This is a genomic window from Nocardiopsis nanhaiensis (assembly GCF_054778635.1).
The window spans coordinates 24496-45117 of record NZ_BAAGZJ010000039.1 but is presented as its reverse complement, the minus strand read 5'-3'; the positions used below and the strand labels follow the sequence as shown (position 1 = coordinate 45117).

General features: G+C 70.2%; 18 protein-coding genes. 3 read left to right on the top strand and 15 right to left on the bottom strand.

Annotated elements, in window-relative coordinates; genetic code table 11:
• Positions 1 to 11: 11 nt before the first annotated feature.
• Entirely contained in the window at positions 12 to 884 is an 873-nt protein-coding gene (locus tag ACYVD1_RS19220) for a LysR family transcriptional regulator (protein ID WP_460774536.1), read from the bottom strand.
• A gap of 119 nt (positions 885 to 1003) precedes the next feature.
• Between ACYVD1_RS19220 and ACYVD1_RS19215 the strand changes: the two genes are divergently transcribed.
• On the top strand, positions 1004 to 1906 hold the full coding sequence (locus ACYVD1_RS19215) for an alpha/beta fold hydrolase (RefSeq protein WP_460774534.1): 903 nt from the start codon (positions 1004 to 1006) through the stop codon (positions 1904 to 1906).
• Entirely contained in the window at positions 1903 to 2961 is a 1059-nt protein-coding gene (locus ACYVD1_RS19210; RefSeq protein ID WP_460774531.1) for a tartrate dehydrogenase, read from the top strand. The genes ACYVD1_RS19215 and ACYVD1_RS19210 overlap by 4 nt, the downstream gene beginning before the upstream one ends.
• A 104-nt stretch (positions 2962 to 3065) precedes the next feature.
• Here the strand turns inward: ACYVD1_RS19210 and ACYVD1_RS19205 are convergent, their stop codons facing one another.
• The 14 genes from ACYVD1_RS19205 to ACYVD1_RS19140 all read right to left on the bottom strand — a co-directional run bounded on the left by ACYVD1_RS19205 (position 3066) and on the right by ACYVD1_RS19140 (position 18692).
• Positions 3066 to 3812 carry a YebC/PmpR family DNA-binding transcriptional regulator gene (locus ACYVD1_RS19205; RefSeq protein WP_460774528.1) on the bottom strand — a complete coding sequence of 249 codons (747 nt, stop codon included), beginning with the start codon at positions 3810 to 3812 and terminating at the stop codon, positions 3066 to 3068.
• Entirely contained in the window at positions 3809 to 4417 is a 609-nt protein-coding gene (pdxT, locus tag ACYVD1_RS19200; protein ID WP_460774524.1) for a pyridoxal 5'-phosphate synthase glutaminase subunit PdxT, read from the bottom strand. The genes ACYVD1_RS19205 and pdxT overlap by 4 nt, the downstream gene beginning before the upstream one ends.
• Before the next feature lie 95 nt (positions 4418 to 4512).
• Positions 4513 to 5424, bottom strand: a complete 912-nt coding sequence (gene pdxS, locus ACYVD1_RS19195; RefSeq protein ID WP_460774521.1) for a pyridoxal 5'-phosphate synthase lyase subunit PdxS — start codon at positions 5422 to 5424, stop codon at positions 4513 to 4515.
• Between the two features lie 248 nt (positions 5425 to 5672).
• Positions 5673 to 6158 (bottom strand): hypothetical protein, encoded by a 486-nt coding sequence (locus tag ACYVD1_RS19190; protein WP_460774518.1) that lies wholly within the window; start codon positions 6156 to 6158, stop codon positions 5673 to 5675.
• 47 nt (positions 6159 to 6205) lie between these two features.
• Positions 6206 to 7390 (bottom strand): glycosyltransferase family 4 protein, encoded by a 1185-nt coding sequence (locus ACYVD1_RS19185; protein WP_460774515.1) that lies wholly within the window; start codon positions 7388 to 7390, stop codon positions 6206 to 6208.
• Positions 7387 to 8310, bottom strand: a complete 924-nt coding sequence (locus ACYVD1_RS19180; protein ID WP_460774513.1) for a phosphatidylinositol mannoside acyltransferase — start codon at positions 8308 to 8310, stop codon at positions 7387 to 7389. Before ACYVD1_RS19180 ends, ACYVD1_RS19185 begins: the two co-directional genes overlap by 4 nt.
• Before the next feature lie 49 nt (positions 8311 to 8359).
• Entirely contained in the window at positions 8360 to 8983 is a 624-nt protein-coding gene (pgsA, locus tag ACYVD1_RS19175) for a phosphatidylinositol phosphate synthase (RefSeq protein ID WP_460774608.1), read from the bottom strand.
• 145 nt (positions 8984 to 9128) lie between these two features.
• The gene (locus tag ACYVD1_RS19170; RefSeq protein WP_460774605.1) at positions 9129 to 9704 is read right to left on the bottom strand and encodes an HIT family protein; all 576 of its coding nucleotides are present in this window, start codon (positions 9702 to 9704) and stop codon (positions 9129 to 9131) included.
• A 132-nt stretch (positions 9705 to 9836) separates the two neighbouring features.
• Positions 9837 to 11603 (bottom strand): DUF885 family protein, encoded by a 1767-nt coding sequence (locus ACYVD1_RS19165; RefSeq protein ID WP_460774510.1) that lies wholly within the window; start codon positions 11601 to 11603, stop codon positions 9837 to 9839.
• 49 nt (positions 11604 to 11652) lie between these two features.
• Positions 11653 to 13359, bottom strand: coding sequence for a DUF885 domain-containing protein (locus ACYVD1_RS19160; protein ID WP_460774601.1), 1707 nt, complete (start codon positions 13357 to 13359; stop codon positions 11653 to 11655).
• A 313-nt stretch (positions 13360 to 13672) separates the two neighbouring features.
• Positions 13673 to 14269: a GTP-binding protein gene (locus ACYVD1_RS19155; protein ID WP_460748025.1), complete on the bottom strand. Its 597-nt coding sequence runs from the start codon at positions 14267 to 14269 to the stop codon at positions 13673 to 13675.
• Between the two features lie 34 nt (positions 14270 to 14303).
• Positions 14304 to 14720, bottom strand: coding sequence for a DUF742 domain-containing protein (locus ACYVD1_RS19150; protein ID WP_460748023.1), 417 nt, complete (start codon positions 14718 to 14720; stop codon positions 14304 to 14306).
• Positions 14721 to 14818: 98 nt separating this feature from the next.
• Positions 14819 to 15220, bottom strand: a complete 402-nt coding sequence (locus ACYVD1_RS19145; protein ID WP_014909276.1) for a roadblock/LC7 domain-containing protein — start codon at positions 15218 to 15220, stop codon at positions 14819 to 14821.
• Between the two features lie 232 nt (positions 15221 to 15452).
• Positions 15453 to 18692 carry a sensor histidine kinase gene (locus ACYVD1_RS19140; protein WP_460774599.1) on the bottom strand — a complete coding sequence of 1080 codons (3240 nt, stop codon included), beginning with the start codon at positions 18690 to 18692 and terminating at the stop codon, positions 15453 to 15455.
• 700 nt (positions 18693 to 19392) lie between these two features.
• Here ACYVD1_RS19140 and ACYVD1_RS19135 point away from each other — a divergent pair.
• Positions 19393 to 20595, top strand: a complete 1203-nt coding sequence (locus ACYVD1_RS19135) for a D-alanyl-D-alanine carboxypeptidase family protein (RefSeq protein WP_460774595.1) — start codon at positions 19393 to 19395, stop codon at positions 20593 to 20595.
• The last annotated feature ends 27 nt before the right edge of the window (positions 20596 to 20622 follow it).

The window sequence follows — 20622 nt, the reverse complement described above, 5'->3', positions numbered from 1 at the left end:
GTCCGAGCCGGTCAGGCTGTGGCGTGGTCGAGGAAGGCCTCGGCCGCCGCGGTGAGCGGGCCCTTGCGGCTGATCAGCGCCACTTCCAGGTGGTCTGTGGGCACCAGGTCCAGGACCAGCGCCCCGGCTTGTTCGGCGAGGGCCCGCCAGGCATCGGTGACTACGGCGAAACCGGCGCCGTCCAGGACGAGCGGCAGGATCGACACCCGGTGTTCGCTCTCCACCGCGATGTGCGCGTCCAGCCCTTCGGAGAGCAGGCGGTCGACGAATCGGCGCATGCCCGAGCCCCGGTGACCGACGATGAGGCGCCGCCCGGCGAGGTCGACGACGGGGACCGGCTCGCCCTGCGGGAAGGGCCCGCCCCGCGGGGCCAACAGCACGAAGGCCTGCTTGGCCAGGGGATACACGCGGACGTCGGCGTCGGCCGAGGGGCCGTCCGTGGCGATCACGCCGAGCTCGCAGGCGCCCGTGCGCACCATCTGGACGGCGTCCCGGTTGGTGAGGGCTCCCCGGATGGACACGGAAACCTCGGGATGGCGTTCGGTGAAGCCGGCGACCAGACCGGTGAGCGGCTCGATGGCCTGGGTGGGCAGCGCGGCCACGTCCACGCGGCCCCTTCGAAGCCCTTGGACGGCCTCCACCGCCGACCTGGCCAGATCGAGTCCGCGTACCGACTCGCGTGCGGGGCCGACGAGGGCGTGTCCAGCGTCGCTGAGTACGACGCGGCGGCCGATGCGGTGGAAGAGGTCACTTCCCAGGTCTCGTTCCAGGGCGCGGATCGCCTGTGAAAGGGACGGTTGGGAAAGGTGGAGGGCGGCCGCGGCCCGGTTCATCCCGCCGTGGTCGACGACGGCCAGGAAGTACTCCAGCTGCCGAACGTCCACTGTGCTCCCCCGAACCTGCCTGACCGGGTTCGCCCCGGCTCGTCCTATAAGTTCAGCTTATAAGAGCGATCGATAACCGGTCTTGGACGCCGCCCCGCCCGGGCTGCTGGGATCGGGGCATGAGCGACCGACTTCTCCCCGGCTTCTCGCGGCGAACCGTAGACGCTGACGGGGTACGCATCAGCGTCCGTGTCGCCGGAGCCGGGCCTCCGGTCCTGCTCCTGCACGGCTATCCCCAGACCCACCTCATCTGGCACAGGGTCGCCCCCGTACTGGCGGAACGGTTCACCGTCGTCCTCACCGACCTGCGCGGTTACGGGGACAGCGGCAAACCCGCCTCCGATGCCAGCCACCTCCCCTACTCCAAGCGCTCGATGGCGCGCGACCAGCTCCTCGTCATGCGCGAGCTCGGGTACGACCGCTTCGCCGTCGTCGGCCACGACCGGGGAGCCAGGGCCGGGCACCGGCTGGCCCTGGACCACCCCGAGGCGGTCACCGCTTTCGCCGCCCTGGACATCGTCCCGACCCGGTACTCGTTCGAGAACGCCGACGCCGACTTCGCCGCCGGCTACTACCACTGGTTCTTCCTGACGGCCGGAAACGGCATCCCCGAGCACCTCATCGGACAGGACCCGGGGTTCTGGGTCCGGACCCGCATGAACGCCCGCCACCACGGCGGGGCCGCCTTCGACCCGGCGGCGGTCGAGGAGTACGTCCGCTGCTTCAGCGACCCCGCCGCAATCCACGCCTCCTGCGAGGACTACCGGGCGGCCGCCACCGTCGACCTCGAACACGACCGCGAGGACGCCGGGCGCCGCATCGACTGTCCCGTCCTCCTGCTGTGGGGGGAGCAGAGCTTCGTCGGCCGCAGCTACGACGTGCTTCAGGCCTGGGCGGAGTACGCATCGGACGTACGGGGCCGGGCCCTCGCCTGCGACCACTACGTGCCCGAGGAAGCACCCGAGGCAACCGCAACCGAACTCGCCGACTTCCTACGCCACCACCACTTGGAGTCCCCATGAAGCAGTACCGCATCGCCACGATCCCCGGCGACGGGATCGGCAAGGAGGTCACGCCCGCCGCCCTCGCCGTCCTGGACAGGATCGCCGCCCACCACGGCTTCGGCCTCGCCTACGACGAGTTCGACTGGTCCTGCGAGCGCTACCTAGCCGAGGGCGCCATGATGCCGGAGAACGGGCTCGACCAGATCCGGCACCACGATTCCGTCCTGCTGGGCGCTGTGGGCTGGCCGGGGGTGCCGGACCACGTCTCCCTGTGGGGGCTGCTCATTCCCATCCGCCGCGGCTTCCAGCAGTACGTCAACCTCAGGCCCATCAGAGTTTTGGAGGGCGTGCCGAGCCCGGTCGGCCGGGCGCTGCCCGGTGAGGTCGACTTCGTAGTCGTCCGGGAGAACAACGAGGGTGAGTACTCGAGCATCGGCGGAAGGATCTACGAGGGTTCACCGGAGGAGACCGTCGTCCAGGAGTCGGTGTTCACCCGGCGCGGGGTGGAGCGGGTCCTGGAGTACGCCTTCGACCTCGCCGAGCAGCGCGGCGGTCAGCTGACTTCGGCCACCAAGTCCAACGGGATCGTGCACACCATGCCGTTCTGGGACGAGCTGGTCGCTGAGCGGGCCGGGCACCACCCGGACGTGGCTTGGGAGCAGGAGCACATCGACGCGCTCGCCGCCAAGGTCGTCCTGGACCCGGAGCGGTTCGACGTGATCGTGGGATCGAACCTGTTCGGCGACATCCTGAGCGACCTCGCCGCGGCGGTGGCGGGCGGGATCGGCATCGCCCCGTCCGCCAACCTCAACCCGGAGCGGGAGTACCCGTCCATGTTCGAACCGGTGCACGGGTCAGCCCCCGACATCGCGGGGAAGGGCGCCGCCAACCCGCTGGGCGCCCTGTGGTCGGCGTCGATGATGCTGGACCATCTGGGGCACCCCGAGGCCGGCCAGCAGATGATGGAAGCTGTCCGAACGGTCCTGGCCGAGGGCCGCGTACAAACCCGCGACCTGGGCGGTACCGCCGGTACCGAGGAGTTCACCGCCGAGGTCCTGCGCCAGCTGCCCTGACCGGCGGCCCGGAAAACGCCTGTGGCCGCGCCCCTCTGCAGGGGTGCGGCCACAGGCGTCGTCGTATGATCCCTGAGGTCGGCCCTCGGGCCGGGCGCGGAGCACTACAGCTCGGCCATGACCTCGTCGGGGATGTCGGCGTTGGTGAACACGTTCTGGACGTCGTCGGAGTCCTCGAGCGCGTCCACGACCCGCATGACCTTCTTGGCGGCCTCGGCGTCGAGCGGGACCTCCATGGTCGGCAGGAAGCTGGAGTCGGCGGAGTCGTAGTCGATTCCGGCCTCCTGGAGGGCCGTACGGACGTCGACCAGGTCGGTGGCCTCGCAGACGATCTCGAAGGACTCGCCGATGTCCTCGACATCTTCGGCCCCGGCTTCAAGGACCGCGAGGGTCACGTCGTCCTCGGTAGTGCCCTCCTTGGACACGAGCACGACACCCTTGCGGTTGAACAGGTACGACACCGAGCCGGCGTCGGCCATGTTGCCGCCGTTGCGGGTGACCGCCACACGCACCTCGGAGGCGGCCCGGTTGCGGTTGTCGGTGAGGCACTCCACGAGCAGCGCCACGCCGCCGGGGGCGTACCCCTCGTACATGATGGTCTGCCATTCGGCGCCGCCCGCCTCCTCACCGGAGCCGCGCTTGCGGGCGCGCTCGATGTTGTCGGCGGGCACCGAGTTCTTCTTCGCCTTCTGGATGGCGTCGAAGAGCGTCGGGTTGCCTTCGACGTCACCGCCACCGGTACGCGCGGCCACTTCGATGTTCTTGATCAGCTTGGCGAACAGCTTGCCGCGCTTGGCATCGATGACGGCTTTCTTGTGCTTGGTGGTGGCCCACTTCGAGTGGCCGCTCATGCTTGTCCTTTCGCGATGTCGACGAAGAGGCGGTGGATGCGCGCGTCGCCGGTGAGTTCGGGGTGGAAGGACGTCGCCATCAGGCTGCCCTGTCGTACGGCGACGATCCTACCGGCCTCGTCAGGCCTAGACACGGCCCCGAGGACGGTGACGCCGGCGCCGACCGACTCGACCCAGGGCGCCCGGATGAACACGGCCTCGAAGGGGTCCTCGCCGATGCCGTCGATCCGTACCCCGGCTTCGAAGGACTCGGTCTGGCGCCCGAAGGCGTTGCGGCGCACGGTCATGTCGATACCGCCGACGGTCTCCTGGTCGGCGGTCCCCCCGAGGACGCGGTCGGCCAGCATGATCATTCCGGCACACGTCCCGTAGACGGGCATCCCGTCGACGACGCGTTTGCGGAGGGGATCCAGCAGCCCGTAGCGGACGGCCAGCTTGGACATGGTGGTCGACTCCCCACCGGGGATGACCAGGGCGTCCGCGTCGTCGAGCCGGTCAGCGGAGAGGACCTTCACGGTGCGCGAGCCGAGGCCCTCCAGCACGTGCACGTGTTCGTCGGCGTCCCCTTGGAGGGCGAGGACACCGATGGTGGGTGTGGCGGTCAAGTACGGCCTCACTCGTTGTGGAACTGACTCTGGAACCGGCCGGGCGGCGGGGACCCGTCCCCGCCGCCCGGCACGAACCCGTGACTGGCTAAGGGTTACCAGCCACGACCGGCGTAACGCTCGGACTCGGGAAGCTCTTCCACGTTGATGCCGACCATGGCCTCGCCCAGGCCGCGTGAGACGCGCGCGATGACCGCGGGGTCCTCGTAGTGCAGAGTGGCCTGCACGATGGCGTCGGCGCGCTTGGCCGGGTCACCGGACTTGAAGATGCCCGAACCGACGAACACGCTCTGGGCGCCGAGCTGGCGCATCAGGGCGGCGTCGGCCGGGGTGGCGACACCGCCGGCGGAGAACAGCGGCACGGGCAGCTTGCCCAGGCGCGCGACCTCCTTGACGACCTCGTACGGGGCGCGCAGCTCCTTGGCTGCGCCGAACAGCTCGGGCCCGTCCAGGGTGCCGAGCCGCCGGATCTCGCCGTTGATGGAGCGCATGTGGCGGGTGGCCTCGACGACGTTGCCGGTGCCGGCCTCGCCCTTGGAGCGGATCATCGCCGCGCCCTCGGCGATGCGGCGCAGGGCCTCACCGAGGTTGGTGGCACCGCAGACGAAGGGGACGGTGAAGGCCCACTTGTCGATGTGGTAGGCCTCGTCGGCCGGGGTGAGGACCTCGGACTCGTCAATGAAGTCGACGCCGAGGGACTCCAGGACCTGGGCCTCGACGAAGTGGCCGATCCGGACCTTGGCCATGACGGGGATGGAGACCGACTCGACGATGCCGTCGATCATGTCCGGGTCGGACATGCGGGCGACGCCGCCGTCCTTGCGGATGTCGGCGGGCACGCGCTCAAGCGCCATGACCGCGACGGCACCGGCGTCCTCCGCGATCTTGGCCTGCTCCGGCGTGACGACGTCCATGATGACGCCGTTCTTGAGCTGCTCTGCCATGCCTCGCTTGACGCGCTGGGTACCGACGGCGTTGTCGGTGGTGTTCGATGCGTTGGTGGCCACGGTGGTGGGCTCCCGTTTCTTCTGCTGGTTTGCGGCCAGGCCGTGTTCTCCGGATAGCTGCGGTTCCTGGTGAACACGGTCCGGTTCGTGCTCCGGGCGGCGAGCTCGGCGGCGTCGTGCGGGGTTGCGCGGACACCGTCGGTGCCGCGCACCCTGGGTCGACCAGCCTCCCATCCTAGTTCCACCCCTTTCGGGACGTTTGACCAGATCGGAGTTTGGCGGGTGGTGCTTGCGCCAGGCTGGCGCCGTCAGCGTTCCGGCGTCCGGTCGTCCATCTCGAAGTAGCCCGGCAGCGCGGCGGTTCCGGCGAGCCGCAAATGGCGGACCAGGCGGGAGCGGCGAGAGCGCCGGGTATCGGCGACGGCGTCGTTGTGGAAGACCCGGGCCAGGTGTACGCCCCGCGCGGCAACCGCCACCTCCTCCAGGTGCGGGACCAGCCGCGGACTCGACGAGGCGTCCGGGGGGAGCCCGTCCAGAGCGGAGCGCAGCGTCGCGGACAGCGCGCTCTCCGCGAGCTCCCGGTCGGTGTCGCCCGCGCGGCGCGCTCTGTTGGCCCCATCGGCCAGGGTCCGGGCGGCCTCGGGGTCGAGGCCCTCAGCAGCGGCGAGGTCGAGCACGGCGGCGGCCCGGCGCACCAGGGCCGCGTCGAGAGCTGCACGCGCTGTCTCCACCCGGTGGTGGAGGCGGTCGAGCCGGGTGGCCCTCCAGGACAGGTAGAAGCCCAGCAGGACCAAGGCCAGCAGGGCCGCGGCGACCAGGGTGACGAATCCGACGTCCGCGCTCAGGTGCGCTCACCCCGGCGGAGCAGGGCGGTGGACAGGCGGCCGCCGTCCAGGCGCACCCCGCTAGGGCGGCCCTCGCGTCCTTCGCCCGCCAGGACGGTCTCGTACACGTGCGCGATGTCGGCGGCGACGGTGTCCCAGTCGTAGGCGCGCACAGCCTTGCGGGCCGCCTCGGACAGTTGGGCACGTCGGTCGGGGTGGTCGAGCAGGTCGCCGGCGCATTCGGCCAGGTGGTCCGGGTCGCCGACCCGGAAGAGCTCGCCGGCCCCACCTCCGCCCAGGACCACGGAGAAGGCGGGGATGTCGCTGGCGACAATGGCCGCACCGGAGGCCATCGCCTCGGTCAGGACGATGCCGAAGCTCTCCCCGCCCAGGTTGGGCGCACAGAAGACGTCGGCGGAATGGTAGGCGCGCACCTTGTCCGCGTCGTCGAGCCGCCCGAGGCGGACCACACGGGGGATCAAGTGGGCGGGAACCCCGGACAGGTCGGGTTCGCCCGGCCCGGCCACGAGCAGGCGCAGCCCGGGCCGGCGGGGTGCCATCCGGGTGAAGGCCTCCAACAGCGTGGCCAGGCCCTTGCGCGGTTCGTCGAGGCGGCCCAGGAAACCGATCGAACCGCCCTCCCCCGGCCAACCGGGCAGTGCCTCGGCGTGTTCGAAGCGGCACACCGACACCCCGTTGGGGATGAGCACGGCGTCGCCGCCCACGTGTTCGACCAGCGTCCGCCGGGCCGCCTCGGACACGGCCACGCGCGCGTTGATCTTCTCTAGGGCCGAGCGCAGGGCGGTGGAGGTCGCGGACATGGCGCGCGAGCGGGGGTTCGAGGTGTGGAAGGTCGCGACGATGGGCCCGTCCGCCGCCCAGCAGGCCAGGAGGGAGACGCTGGGCGCGGAGGGTTCGTGGATGTGCAGCACGTCGAAGCCGCCTTCGGTGATCCACCTGCGGACGCGTGCGGCGGTGCGCGGGCTGAAGCTGAGCCGGGCCACCGAACCGTTGTAGGGAACCGGGACGGGACGCCCGGCCGGGACCAGGTAGTCGGGCAGGTCACGGGCCCCGGAGCCGACGGGGGCCAGTACCGAGACCTCGTGGCCCATCGCGGTCAGCGCCTCGGCCAGGTCCCCGACGTGTTGCTGGACGCCGCCGGGGACGTCCCAGGCGTACGGACAGACCAGGCCCACCCTCATCCCCGTATACCCGCCTCTTGACCGGCGCGGTCGGCCTCGTGGTCCGCGCTGAAGACGGCCTGGAGCATGTGCCAGTCCTCAGGGTGTTCGGCGATGGCGGCCTCGAACACGCGGGCCAGTTCCTGGGTGGTGTCCTGGATCCGCTGGGTCCGAGTGGGAGCGGGGGCCACGGGGATCTCGTCGTGGACGCGGATGTTCCAGTAGGGGCCGTCGTACCAGAGCGAGACCGGCATCAGGGCGGCACCGGTGTTCAGGGCCAGGGCGGCGGGCCCCGAGGGCATGCGTGCCTTCTCCCCGAAGAAGTCCACCTCGAGGCCGGTGCCGCCGATGTCCCGGTCTGCGAGAAGACAGACCAGGCCGCCCTCGCGCAGGCGGCGGACGAGGACGCCCACAGTGTTGGCGGTCCCGCCGGTCAGCGGCAGCACCTCCATGCCCAGGGACTCCCGGTAGGAGGTGAACCGCTGGTAGAGGCTTTCGGGGCTGAGCCGCTGGGCGACGGTGGTCAGGGGTGTGCCCCGGCTGCTGATCCACGCACCGGCGTGGTCCCAGTTGCCCATGTGCGGCAGGGCCGCCACCACCCCGCGACCGGAGCGGATGTTCTCCTCCAGGACCTCGATACCGCTTTGGCGGGTGTTGCCGAGGATGTGCTCCCGGCCCATGGCGGGCAGGCGGAACATCTCGTAGTAGTAGCGCATGTAGGAGCGCATCCCGGCCTTGGACAGGGCGCGCAGCTGGGCGTGGCTGGCGTGCGGGCCGACCAGCCTGCGCAGGTTGCGTTCCAGGCCGCGGGTACCGCCGTCGTGGGTGCGCCAGGAGCGGTCGGCGATCCGCTGGAACACCGCCCGGCCCGCGCGTTCCGGTGACCGGCGGACCAGCGTCCAGCCGGCCGAGTAGGCCAGATCGGCCATGCGTTCGTCCACGTCCTGCCCCGTCCTCAGCTCTTCCCGCCGCTTCCTCTCCTGCCCCCTCCTAGGCCCCGTTGCTCGTCTTCTCGTCCTCGCCCGTGGCGAAGCCCGGGTCGTTGAGGCGGGCCCGGGTCTCCACCAGGCGCTGGAGGATGGTGATCAGGCTGAGCGCGGCGAGGAGCCACAGGCCGCCGGCGAGGACGTACGGCACTCCGAGCTCGCTCAGACCGACGGCGACCAGGATGATCACCAGGCGTTCGGTGCGTTCGGCCACTCCCACGTCGCAGTTGACGCCCAGGCCCTCCGCGCGCGCCTTGATGTAGGACACCATGAAGCCGCTGATGAGGCAGAAGAGGGTGAGCCCGGCAAGCATCGGATCATCGCCCTCACCCACGAACCACCACATGAGTCCGGCGAGGATCGCGGCGTCGGCGACCCGGTCGAGGCTGGAGTCGAGGAAGGCACCGAAGGCGCTGGCGCTGTCTTTGGCCCTGGCCACGGCACCGTCGAGCATGTCGAAGAGCGCGAAGACAGTGATGACCACCGAACCGGCGTAGAGCTGGCCGCGGGGATAGAAGTAGAGGGCGCTGACGACGACGCCGGTGGCACCGATGATGGTGACGACGTTCGGGGTCAGGCCGATCTTGGCCAGGCTCCGACCGAGCGGAGCGGTGACCCGGGAGATCATGGGACGAAGGATTCTCAGCATGTCTTCTTGTGGTCGTAGGACGGTCGTGGGGGGTGGGATCCGCACCGGGTGGCGTGCTGTCGGCCGCGTGGCTCCGGTCGGGGCACCCATCGGTGCCCTGGCCGGGTTCCGGTCAGACTCGCTGTCATCCCCGGGGCCAGTGTTCGGCCAGTTTGGTTCGGGTCTGCTCCAGCATCTCGGGCAGGACCTTGGTCTGGCCGATCACGGGCATGAAGTTGGTGTCGCCACCCCAGCGCGGCACGATGTGCTGGTGGAGGTGCGCGGCGATCCCGGCACCGGCCACCGTACCGAGGTTCATGCCGACGTTGAAGCCCTGCGGGCGGTGGGCCGTGTCGAGTGCTTGGATCCCGGCCTGGGTGAGGGCGGCGACCTCCGCCGTCTCGTCCTCGTCGAGCGAGGTGTACTCGGAGACGTGCCGGTAGGGGCAGACCAGCAAGTGGCCGCTGTTGTACGGGTAGAGGTTGAGGACCACGTAGGCGGACTTGCCGCGGGCCACCACGAGCCCTTCTTCGTCGTCCAGCCCGGGCGCCCGGCAGAAGGGGCAGCCGTCCTCCGCCTTCGGGCCGGTCGGCTTGCCCTCCCCCTTGATATAGGCCATGCGGTGCGGGGTCCAGAGCCGCTCCCATCCGTCGGGGCTCCCCGTCCCCGTGCCGGGGAGGTCGCTCGGCCCGTTCTCGGGCTCGTTGTCGGCACCGCGCATCGCTCGTCCGTTCCTTCGCATGACCGTTTCGTACTGCGGGTCCCAGCATAGAAGCGCAAGGGAGCGGGCGCGCCGGTGCCTTCCGGAGCGCGTCAGTGTGCGCCGCGACAGTCCGGCGGGTCCGCGTACCGGTCAGAGCCCGAGCAGGGTGCGCAGGTGGCGCGGCGGCAGCGGGCCGTGGGCGAGGAGCTCGTCGTGGACCCGGCCGGGTGCGGCCCCGGGGCGAGCGGCGGTGAGGTCGCGGACCACGTCGGCGACCTCCAGGGACCCGACCATGTCGGTGGCGGCGGGCCGTGTCGCAGTCCTGATCCACTGCCAGACCCGGTCGGCCTCCTCCGCGTCGTGGCGCCCCTCCTCGACGAGTCGGCCGATCGCCTCGGGCTCGGTCAGGTGACCGGTGTGCAGGCGGACTTCGATGACCGCGTACAGTGCGCGGCGCGCTCGTTCCAGCAGGGTGAGGAGCAGGAGCGCGGCGTTCTCCCGTTCGTGTTCCCTTCCGCGCTCGGGCCCCGCCGCTCCCCCGGCGTCCACCACGCCCTCGGGGCCGGGTCCGGCGTGCCAGCCCGCGCGGGCCAGGGCCAGGGATATGTACGCGGCCCATCCCCGGGTCAGGACGGGGCTGGGCAGGAGTGCGCGCACCGGAGACCCGCCGGTGGGGGCCGCGGCGCGCGGTTCCAGCAGGGCAAGGCCGGGTCCGGCGATCCTCGTCAGATCCGCGCGGAGTTCGTGCAGGTTGCGGCTGAGTCCGTCCGGAGACTCGGGGCCGTCCCCGACGTCGGCGACGATGCAGGGCACGAGCAGCGGCCCCTCGCCCGCCAGGGGGCGCGCGGGCACCAGCCGGGCCCTCCCCCGGACCGGGAGTTCGGGCAGGGAGAGCGCGATCCGCCGCTCAGGCAGGGTGACCAGGTCGAGTTCGGCCACCCGGGCGTGCAGGTGGTCCAGCGCCCCTTGGGTCCACTCGGTGGTGTTCTCCAAGGTGACGGACTCCTTGGCCAGCTCCTCGAGGACCCGGTCGACCTGTCCGGCGCGGAGCGGAGCGTCCAGCATGAGGGCGGCGGTCCCGGTGAGTTCCCGGTCGGCGTCCGACAGATCCCGTTCCGCTCGGGCGAGCAGGTCGCCCGGGGCGCGTTCGGTGTCCAGTTCGTGGCGGAGCCAGGCCCCGTAGTCGTCGCCTAAACGGCGCTCGACCACCTCGGCTCCGGTGGTCCGCCGGTCGGCAGCGCCGACGGCGGCCTGGAAGACGTAGGTGCGGGAGGCGGCGCTGACCCTGTGGCAGGCGGCCAGCCGCACCGACGGTGGTTCGGGCAGGTCGGCTTCGCGGTCGTCGGGGCGCAGCACGGCACGGACCCGGTCCAGGATGCGCCCTTCGAGCCGTTCCCCGATCCGCATGGCCGCGGCCAAGTGGGCGTGGGCTATCGGGCTCCCGGCGTCGAGGCGGGCACGGACCTGATCCGCGTGCTCGAAGAGGCCCTGGGCACGCCGCAGGACCGCCGCCCAGCGCACATCGTCGCTGCCGTGCACCTCGTCCAGGGTGGCGGCCATGAGGGCCGCGGGGTCGTACAGGGCGGGGTTCCAGGTCTGGGGCCGCAATACGGTGAGGAGCCAGCGGCGCCGGACGATCTCGGCGCGCAGCAGCGCGAGGTCGACCCGCTCCCCTTCGGACAGGCGATCGGGGTCGAGCCCGTCCAGAAGGCGGTCGGCCTCGTCGAAACGGCTGCGGCGGCGGGCGTCGCCCTCCTCCGAACGGTCCTCCAGGGCGCCGGGAACCGTCTGGGGCGCGCCCACCTGCTGCGCCCATTCATAGTCCGTGGCCAGGAGCTCACCCAAGACCGCCCGGGCCTTGGCCGGGAAGGGGGAAGTTCGCCGGAACAGGGCCCTGAAGCGCTCGAGGAGGTTCATGGCCCGGGATGCTAACAGGCGCCGACGCAGGCATCCGGACGTTCGCGGTTCAGAGCCCGAGCAGAGTGCGCAGGTGGCGCGGGGGCGGGTTTCCGTGGGCGAGCATTGTGTCATGGATCCGCCGGAGCGGCTCCTCCGGGCGCTGCTGTGCCAGGTCACGGGCGATGTCCGAGACCTCCGAGTAGCCGACGTAGTAGGTGGAGAGCTGGGCGCTCGTGAGCAGGGCGCGCCGCCACTTACCGACCGCTTCACCCTCCTCCTGGTGGCCGCGTTCGGTCAGCAGGGTGATCGCTTCGGCCTCGGTGAGGTCCCCGGCGTGCACGCGTACGTCGAGGATGGCGTTGAGGATCATCCGCAGCCGCAGCTTGAGCTGGCCCAGGCGCACGGCGAGATTGTCGCGGCGGGCGGCCCCGTCAGTGCCCTCGGACCAGCCGCGTCCGGCGAGGACCTCCTCGACGTGGACCGCCCAGCCCTCGACGAAGGTCCCGCTGTTCAGAGCGGACCGCACCCGGGTGTGGCCGTCGTGGCGGGCGGCGTGGGCGAGCTGCAGCGCGTGGCCGGGCAGCGCCTCGTGGATCATCAGGTTGCGCAGCATGCCGCCGTTGTACTCGCGCAGGAAGGACTTCTGGCGCTCGGCGCTCCAGTCCTCCGGCGGCGGCGCCACGGCTATATAGGTGGGCTGACGCCGAAGGCGTTCGTTCGAGGGTGGTGACGGGTGGAAAGGTGCGTCGGAGTCGAGCGGGCCCGGAGCGTCGCAGTAGGCGACGGCCACACCGCGGCGGGACTCGGGCATCGGGATGACGCTCACCGGGTCGTCGTACACCGTGGCCAGGTCCAGATCCCGTACCCGGGAGTAGAGGTGCGCCAGGGCGTCGGTGCAGGCGGGCAGGACACCGTCGGCGTCGATGGTGTGTTCGTCCGCCAAGGAGGCGAGGACCTCGGCGACCTGTCCGGCGCGGCGGGGTCGGCCCTCGTACTCGGCCGCGGCCTCGGCGATCGCCTCCTCCGTGGCCAGGAGGTCACTCTCAGCGCGCACCAACAGGGCGTCCGGTGAGAGTTCGGAGTCCAGGGTGTACCAGAGCTGTGCGGCGAACTGACGGGCGCCCAGGCGGGGGTCCGCTGTGGCGAACTCGGCCTCGGTCCGCAGCCACGAGGTGTATTCGTCGAGCGCGGCCAGGGCGGCGTCACGGGCCGTCTCGACCTTGGAACGGAGTTCGGGATGCTGCGCGGCCAGGGCCGGGACGTCGTCGGTGAGCATCGTGCGAGCGCCCGCCAGCTGGCTCAGGGCGGTCTCCACGTGCACGCGGGGCATGCCGGGCCCTTCGGACAGCCGGGCGCGCGCGGTGTCCAGGTAGGCGGGCAGGGCGTCGCAGCGCGCGGCCAGCGCCTCCAGGCGTTCGGGCACCGAGAGGCTCTCTCGTTCCAAGAGCGCGTGGACGGCCTCACCCGGAGAGTGGAGAAGCGGGTCCCAGGCGTGCGGGCGCAGCTCCGCGGTGTGCCACAGGTCTGCGCTGATCCTGGTCCGGAGCATCTCCAGGTCGACCAGGTCCTCCGCAGGAATGAGGTCGGGGTCGATCTCGTCCAGCGAACCGAGTGCGTCGGTGAGCATGGAGATCCGACGGGCGTCGGCCTCCACCGAATAGTCGGTGAGCCGGTGGGCACCCCGGGTGTCCCCCAGGTCCAATGCCCACTCCGGGGAGTCGGCCAGGAGCGCGTCAAGCACACGCTCGGCGACGTCTCGGAACCGTCGGGTCATCGCTGCGGCGTCGGACTGGGAGGAAGAGCTCATCCCGCCATGATGCCAGCACAACGGCCTGCCCTAGGGCGTGTTCGGTGGATGCTGCCCGTCGCGAGCGGCACATCCAGTGGTGCTGGCACAAGGCCGAAGAAGGAGTCAGCCCGGGTTTGGCTGTCGACTGAGAGATGCGCAGTGCAAGTGCCGCTGGGGCGACGCGCAGCAGGGTATGTGTCCGCCGAACATGCCCTAGGCACACGGCCTGAGCCCGGTTCCCGCGTGGCGGGAACCGGGCCGTGCTCCGTGCGGGACCCCGGCCCGGGACTGAACCCGGTCAGCGCCAGGAGTTCTGACCCCCGGTGGATGTGGGCTGCTGCCCGCCAACGCCCTCGGGGTCCCCCACCGTGATCGCGTGCTCGACAAGGGTGATGAGCGTCGACTTGGTGGAGGCCCGGTCCCTGGCGTCCACCTGGACGATGGGGATCTCCGGGCTGAGCGTCAGAGCGTCCCGGACCTCGTCCGCGGCGTGGGGGTAGTAACTGTCGAACCCGTTGATCGCCACGATGAAGGGCAGTCGCGCCTCTTCGAAGTAGTCGATCGCGGGGAAGCAGTCGGCGAGACGGCGGGTGTCCACGAGCACGACCGCGCCGATGGCGCCTTTGACCAGGTCGTCCCACATGAACCAGAACCGGTGCTGCCCGGGCGTACCGAACAGGTACAGGATCAGGTCGGAGTCGAGGGAGACGCGGCCGAAGTCCATCGCGACGGTGGTGGTCTGCTTGTCCGGCGTCTTGGCGAGGTCGTCCACCCCGACGCTGGCGCTGGTCATGACCGCCTCGGTCGTCAGAGGCACGATCTCGGAGACTGAGCCAACGAATGTCGTCTTCCCGACACCGAAGCCCCCGGCGACGACGATCTTGACCGACGTCATCGCGTTCCCCCCAGCACCGCCTTCCTCGGCTGGGCTAGAGCTTGCGAAGTCCACTGAGCACCCTTTCAAGCAGGTTGGTGTTGGGGCGAGAGTCGTTGTTGAGCGAAGACCTGATCTGGAGCAGTCCCTGCTCGGACATGTCCGCCACAAGCACCCGCGCCACACCGAGCGGCATCCGCAACAGTGCGGAGACCTCCGCCACGGAACGCCATTCCTGGCACAGATCGCTGATCGCCTGCCATTCGGGCGTCAGCGTCCCTGACTCGTGTCGAGCCGCCGCCGTGGCCGAGATCAGTGCTTCCAGTGGAAGCTGCGACTTCGGCTTGGTGCGACCCTTGGTGACCGCGTAGGGGCGCACCAGCGAACTGGGGGCGCTGCCCTGCGCGGGTCGTTGGTCATACGGTTGTTGGATTGGTCGAGGAACATCTCCGCCGCCCGGCACTGCCGGCATCCCTCCGCTTGGGGGGTTGCCCGGCTGTTGACCGAACCACGAGGCGCTCCCGGCATCTCTACTGTGAGGTGCCACCACTTCCTCCTGTCGGTGGTGGATCAGTGGATTCCCGAGGTGCGCGCCGTTGGTGTCAGCGCCCGCCCCGCCCGCTCGACGAGCAGGGTCATCTCGTACGCGACCAGGCCCAGGTCGCTCTCAGCCGCCGCGAGGACCGCGAGGCAGGAGCCGTCACTGATGGCCATGATGAGCATCAGCCCCCGCTCCATCTCCACGACGGTCTGTGCCACGGCCCCACCCTCGAACACCCGGGCAGCGCCCTGCGTCAGGCTGGACAGGCCAGAGGCGATGGCCGCCAACTGGTCGGCCCGGTCTGCTGGGAAGCCCGCGGACGACGCCAACGGTAGGCCGTCAGAGGAGACGACGATCGCGTGAGCGACGTCGGGCACCCGGTCGGCAAAGTCAGTGATCAACCAGTTGAGTTCATTCACCTGTCGACTCATCTGATCTCCTGTCCAAGTTCGCCGGTCGATCTTTCGGCACTGCTACCGCCGGCACGGCATGTGACAGCACTGCCTTTGCGAGCTGCCCGGCCCCTCCCGTGGGGGAAACCGGGAGTCTGGTGTTCCGCTCTCGTGAAGCGATGGGTGTGGTGCGTCCGAGAAGCTCGGTAGATGCTAATGCATCCCGCTTCCGCGAATAAGGGGGACCCCGTCCCACCACTGGCCACTTGGGTCACTCCTCTGTCGAACTGTCGCCGAGCCGGTTCCGACCGTCACGGACACCCTTCTGGAATCCCGAGAAGCGGTTGCGGACACGGTCCGCGCTCCGGGTGGGCATCTGCTTGAAGTTATCCGGCTTCGGTGCGGTCCCAGGAACAAGGTTTGCCTTGGGAACTCGTTTTGGCAAGCCCGAGGTGGTGAGACCGCCCGCGAGCGGCTCTGCCGCGGTCCGTGCGGCCTTCCACCCGCGATCTGCCGCGGAGTTCCACTCCTGCTCCGAGCTGGGGCTCGGTCCGCCATGCGAAGCGGGCTCCCGGCGGGTGCGCTGATCCTCCTGGGGCGGGGACACCTGCTGGATCGGGCCGGTTTCGGTGGTGTCCACGGTGGGCCCTCCGGTACGGCGCTTGAACCAGTTGGACTCGATCGCGTCGAAGATCGGCAGCGAGTCGGAGCCCCCTCCCGCCGGGGTGGGTGGGACGACGGTGTTGTTCGGCCCCTGGGCTCCACCGTAGCGGCGGGACAGGTAGGCCGTGGAACCGTAGCCCTCGCGGTCGCCGCCGGAGCCCCAGCCCCCCGTGTCGTTGGGGTCGGGCTTCGGGTTCGGCTGCGCCTTGTGGGGCTGCTGCGCTCCTGTGTCCCAGGTCGAGGCGGAGACGGCCGGGAAGGTCTCGGTGTTGTCCTCACCGCGGGCCGGGGCCGCCGGGCTCTCGTAGGAACCGGTGTCGTAGGAGCCAGCCTGGTGGGAGCCGGTGTCGAACGCGTTGGGCCGGCTTCCGGCGCCACCGAAGGCATCGTAGGATCCCGTGTCCTGCGGGTCGGCCTCGGTGGGTCGGCGGAAGGCTCCGGTGTCCGTCGTGGGCCGGCTGAACGATCCCGTGTCGGAGGTGCGGCGGAACGTGCCGCTGTCCGGTCCGTTGAACGATCCCGTGTCGGTGCCGTTACGGGGTGCCGGGTCGAACAGGCTGCGGCCGGTGCTCTCCGGCTGCGGCCCGTCTTCCTCCGGCACGTCGTAGGGGTCCACGACCGAACCGTTGTGGGCGGCACCGTTGTTGGGCGACAGGCCCTCGGCGCGCTTGGGCGGGTCCCAGACGGACCCGGAGCTCGTGCTGTTCCAGAGGTCCTGGCCGCTGGGCGGGTGCTCTTCGGCACGGGCGCCCCCGGGCTTGCGCTTGGGCAGGCCGCCCATCTCGCTCGGGGAGGCACCGGACCCCTGGCTCTGCCAAGGGTCGTTCGGCTCGTGGGCGGCCGGCGTGGCGGCGAAGGCCGCCTCCGCGTCCGCGAAGGTGTCCGGCGTCCCCGCGGAGAGCTCGGGACGGCCCTCGGCCCCGCCCAAGGCGTGCTGGCCCTCGACCGGGGTAATGAGCAGGTCCGGCGGGAAGATCACGCTGGCGGTGGTGCCGCCGCCGTGCGCCTCACGCAGGTTCATCCGGATGCCGTGGCGGTGTGCCAGGCGGGAGACCACGAACAGGCCCATGCGGCGCGAGACCGCGACGTCGATGACCGGCGGGGCGGCCAGCCGGGCGTTGATCGAGGCCAGGTCCTCCGGGGCCATACCGATACCGCTGTCGGTCACATCCACCTGCACGGATCCGCTGTCCAGGATCTTGGCGCTGACCAGGACCTCGGTGTCGTGCGGGGAGAACGCGGTGGCGTTCTCCACCAGCTCGGCGACGAGGTGGATGACGTCGTTGACCGGACGGCCGAGGACCGAGATGTGGGAGGGGGCGCGGACGTTGACGCGCTCGTACTGCTCGACCTCGGAGACGGCGCCGCGGAGGACGTCGACCAGCGGGACGGGCTGTGCCCACTTGCGGGTGTTGTCCTGGCCGGACAGCACCAGGAGGTTCTCGTTGTTGCGCCGCATACGCGTGGCGAGGTGGTCCAGCTGGAAGAGGTCGGAGAGGCGGTCCGCGTCCTGCTCGGACTGCTCCAGACCGTCGATCAACCGCAGCTGCCGCTCCACCAGGGTCTGGCTTCGGCGGGAGAGGTTGACGAACATCGCGTTGACGTTGCTGCGCAGGGCGGCCTCGTCGGAGGCGAGTGTCAGGGCGACCCTGTGGACGTCGTCGAAGGCACGTGCCACCTCGCCGATCTCGTCCTGGGTGTGCACCTCGATGGGGCTGACGCGGACGTTCTCGGGGACCGCCCCGGCCTCCTGCATCCGGTTGATCGAGTCCGGGAGGTCGCGTTCGGCGACGCGGCGCGCCCCGTCCTCCAGCGTGCGCAGCGGGCGCACGAGCGACCGGACGACGAGCGAGGTCAGGATGAAGACGGCCAAGAGCACGCCCGCGACGATGATCAAGTCGATCCCGGTACGGATCAGGGCCTGGTCGCGCAGCTGGTTGGCGTCGGCCGCGATGCCATCCGCGATGTCCTCCTCGACCAACTGCAGGCGGTCGAGGGCGACGTCGGCGATGGCAGCGTAGTCTTCGGGCCCGTCGTTGTCGGTCACACCGGTGAGGGGATCCCCGCGTTCGGCGCGGTACATGACGCGCATACGCATGGTGGAGACCTGGCTGACCTCCAGGCCGGTGAAGTTCTCGTCGAACACAGCCCGCTGCTCGGCCGATGCGGACTGGATGAAGTTCGAGATCTCGTTCTCGTACCGGGCGCGACTGGAGTCGATGGCCTCGGAGATGCCGCCGGTCATCGTGTTGCGGGCCAGGGAGTGACCCATCAGCGCGGTCTCGTAGGAGAGCTGGTCGCGAGCGTTCGACAGCGCGGTGAGGGCGCGGACGCTCTCCCGCAGTTCGGTGTCGTTGGTCTCGTCCGCGATGGTCTGGTTGAAGTCGGAGAGCGAGCGCGCGACCGTCCGGTACTTCGTGACGACGGGGAGGACCGTGATGCGGGTCTCGTCGACCTCGGTACGCAGGGCTTCCACTGTGGAGAGCTGGCTGCGCATCGTGGAAAGGCGGGTCTGCGCCAGCTCGCCGTCCATCTCACCCATGTCGTCCAGGCTGGCGGTCAGGGTGCTCTGGAGGTCGCGGGAAGCGTCCCGCTCCTCCTCCATCTCCTGGCGGAGGTCGTCCGAACGCCGGTTCGGGTCCGCGTTGTCGGAGATGTAGACGGCGCTGGCCGTGCGCTCACGGCCGAGCTGGTTGGCCAGGTCCACAATGAGGACACCGACTTGGGCCCGGTCCTCGATGTGGGCGTGGGTGACCGAGGAGACCGAAGCCTCGTAGACCCTCAGCCCGCCGAGCGCTAGCGCTACGGCAGTGGGAATGACGATGAGGGCCACCAGTCGGGAACGCACCCGCCAGTTACGTGGCCGCCACCAGTTGGCTCTGCGCCGGGGCTTGGCATCGGCGTTATCGGCCTGCGCTGCCTCGCTCTGCGCGCTGGCGCCGTCTTTCGTCGCTCGTGTCGACACGGACCCTCGCAACCTTTCGTGTCACCGCCTCGAACGGCTGTTGAACCCAGGGGTTGGACCGCTCCGGACCTGAAAATCGGTATAGACCACAGTGGTCCACCGGATGGATGCAGCGGTGGGAATGTGGGGAGATGTGCAGACTGTCCGCCGGACTCGCCTGGGAGGAGAGGCGCCGCGCACCAACACAACTGAGGTGCGCGTGCGGTGGATAGCGTACCAATGGGCGAGAAGGGCTCGCTTCGGACGTATGACCCCGATTGGCAAGATCATCTTCGGTCGCCCACGCCCATAATGCCCCCTCTGTCCGCATTATGACCAATCCCCCAGGTCAGAACGGGGGGCCGAAAACCGCGCGGACATTGAGGTAACTATTTGGACACACCGTCAACTTCCTCACCAAGGGCGCCTGTCCGTGACATCGTGTCACGACGTATACGCAGGTCCTGAGGGGGAAGCTGAAATGCGTGCCTCATCGCGCCCAAAATCGAACACGAACGGCTATCTCAACATCACCGTCGGCTCTCCTGCCAGTTCACCGCAGGCCCCAGCAGCACCGGGCATTTCGGTCAGCACCTTGCTCCCCCTGAGTGCGGCCCTCCTGTTCGCGCTCACTTGCGCCGCACCGGGCGCCGCTCTGGAAGCCGCCGAAAACCACTTTGCCGAGGCGGGCGCGGAGACCGTGGACGGCGAACCAGAAGAGGGCGCCTTGGGCGGCCTCCGGGTGGAACTGACGGAAGCCCGCGCGGACGTGGCCGCGCTCCGCGAGAGCACCGTGGAGAAGATCGACCGGTACAAGGACGAGCGCGCACGCCTGGACGAACTCACCGAGGAACGCGAGGCCGCCGAGTCGCGCGCCGAGAGCGCCGAGGACCACCACGAAACCGCCAGGTTGGGCGCGGCCAGGCAGGCCGCCAGCGCCTATAAGGGCGGCGACCTGAGCATGGTGCACGCCTGGACAGGGCCCAAGGGGCCCGCGGAGGCCCTGGAGCGCGGGTCCCTCCTGTCCCTGTTCGGCAAGCACCGCTCCGCCGACCTCGACCGCGCCGAGGCCTCCCGGATCGCGACCGACACCCTCGCCGACGCCGCCGGGACGGCGGAACAGGAGCAGACCGAGGCCACAGAAGCAGCAGACGCCGCACGCGAAGCCGCGCAGGAGGCCATCGACGAGCAGCAGGAGCGGGCCAAAGACCTCCTGGAGGAGCAGACCAAGCTGGAGGCGGCGTTCGCCGACTCACACGACGCCGACAGCGAGGCGGAGCGCCGCGACGAGGCGCTGACCGACGCGCGCACAGCCGCCACCGACGGGGACGGCGAGGTGTCGACCACTGACGGGGCGGGGGACGAGAGCCCCGCGGAGCCCACGGACGGGGACGGTGGCTGCACCGACACCGTGACCGGCGGTTCCGACAACGGCCAGATCCCGGAGTCGGAACTGTGCCCGCTGCCGCAAGCGGGCGAGCAGCTGCGCGCGGACGCCGCCGAGGCCTTCATCGAACTCGACGGCGCCTTCCATTCCGAGTTCGACCGACCCATGTGCGTCACCGACTCCTACCGGCCCTACCACGAGCAGGTGCGCCTGTTCGAGGAGATGCTGCCCGGTATGGCGGCCGAGCCCGGCACCAGCGCGCACGGCCTCGGCATCGCCGTGGACCTGTGCGGCGGCGTGCACGAACTGGGCAGCTCGGAGCACCAGTGGATGCTCGACCACGGGCCCGACTACGGTTGGGACAACCCGGACTGGGCCCGGGGCGGATTCGAACCCTGGCACTGGGAGTTCACGCCTTGACACCGTGTCGGCCAGCCCTCGGACCGT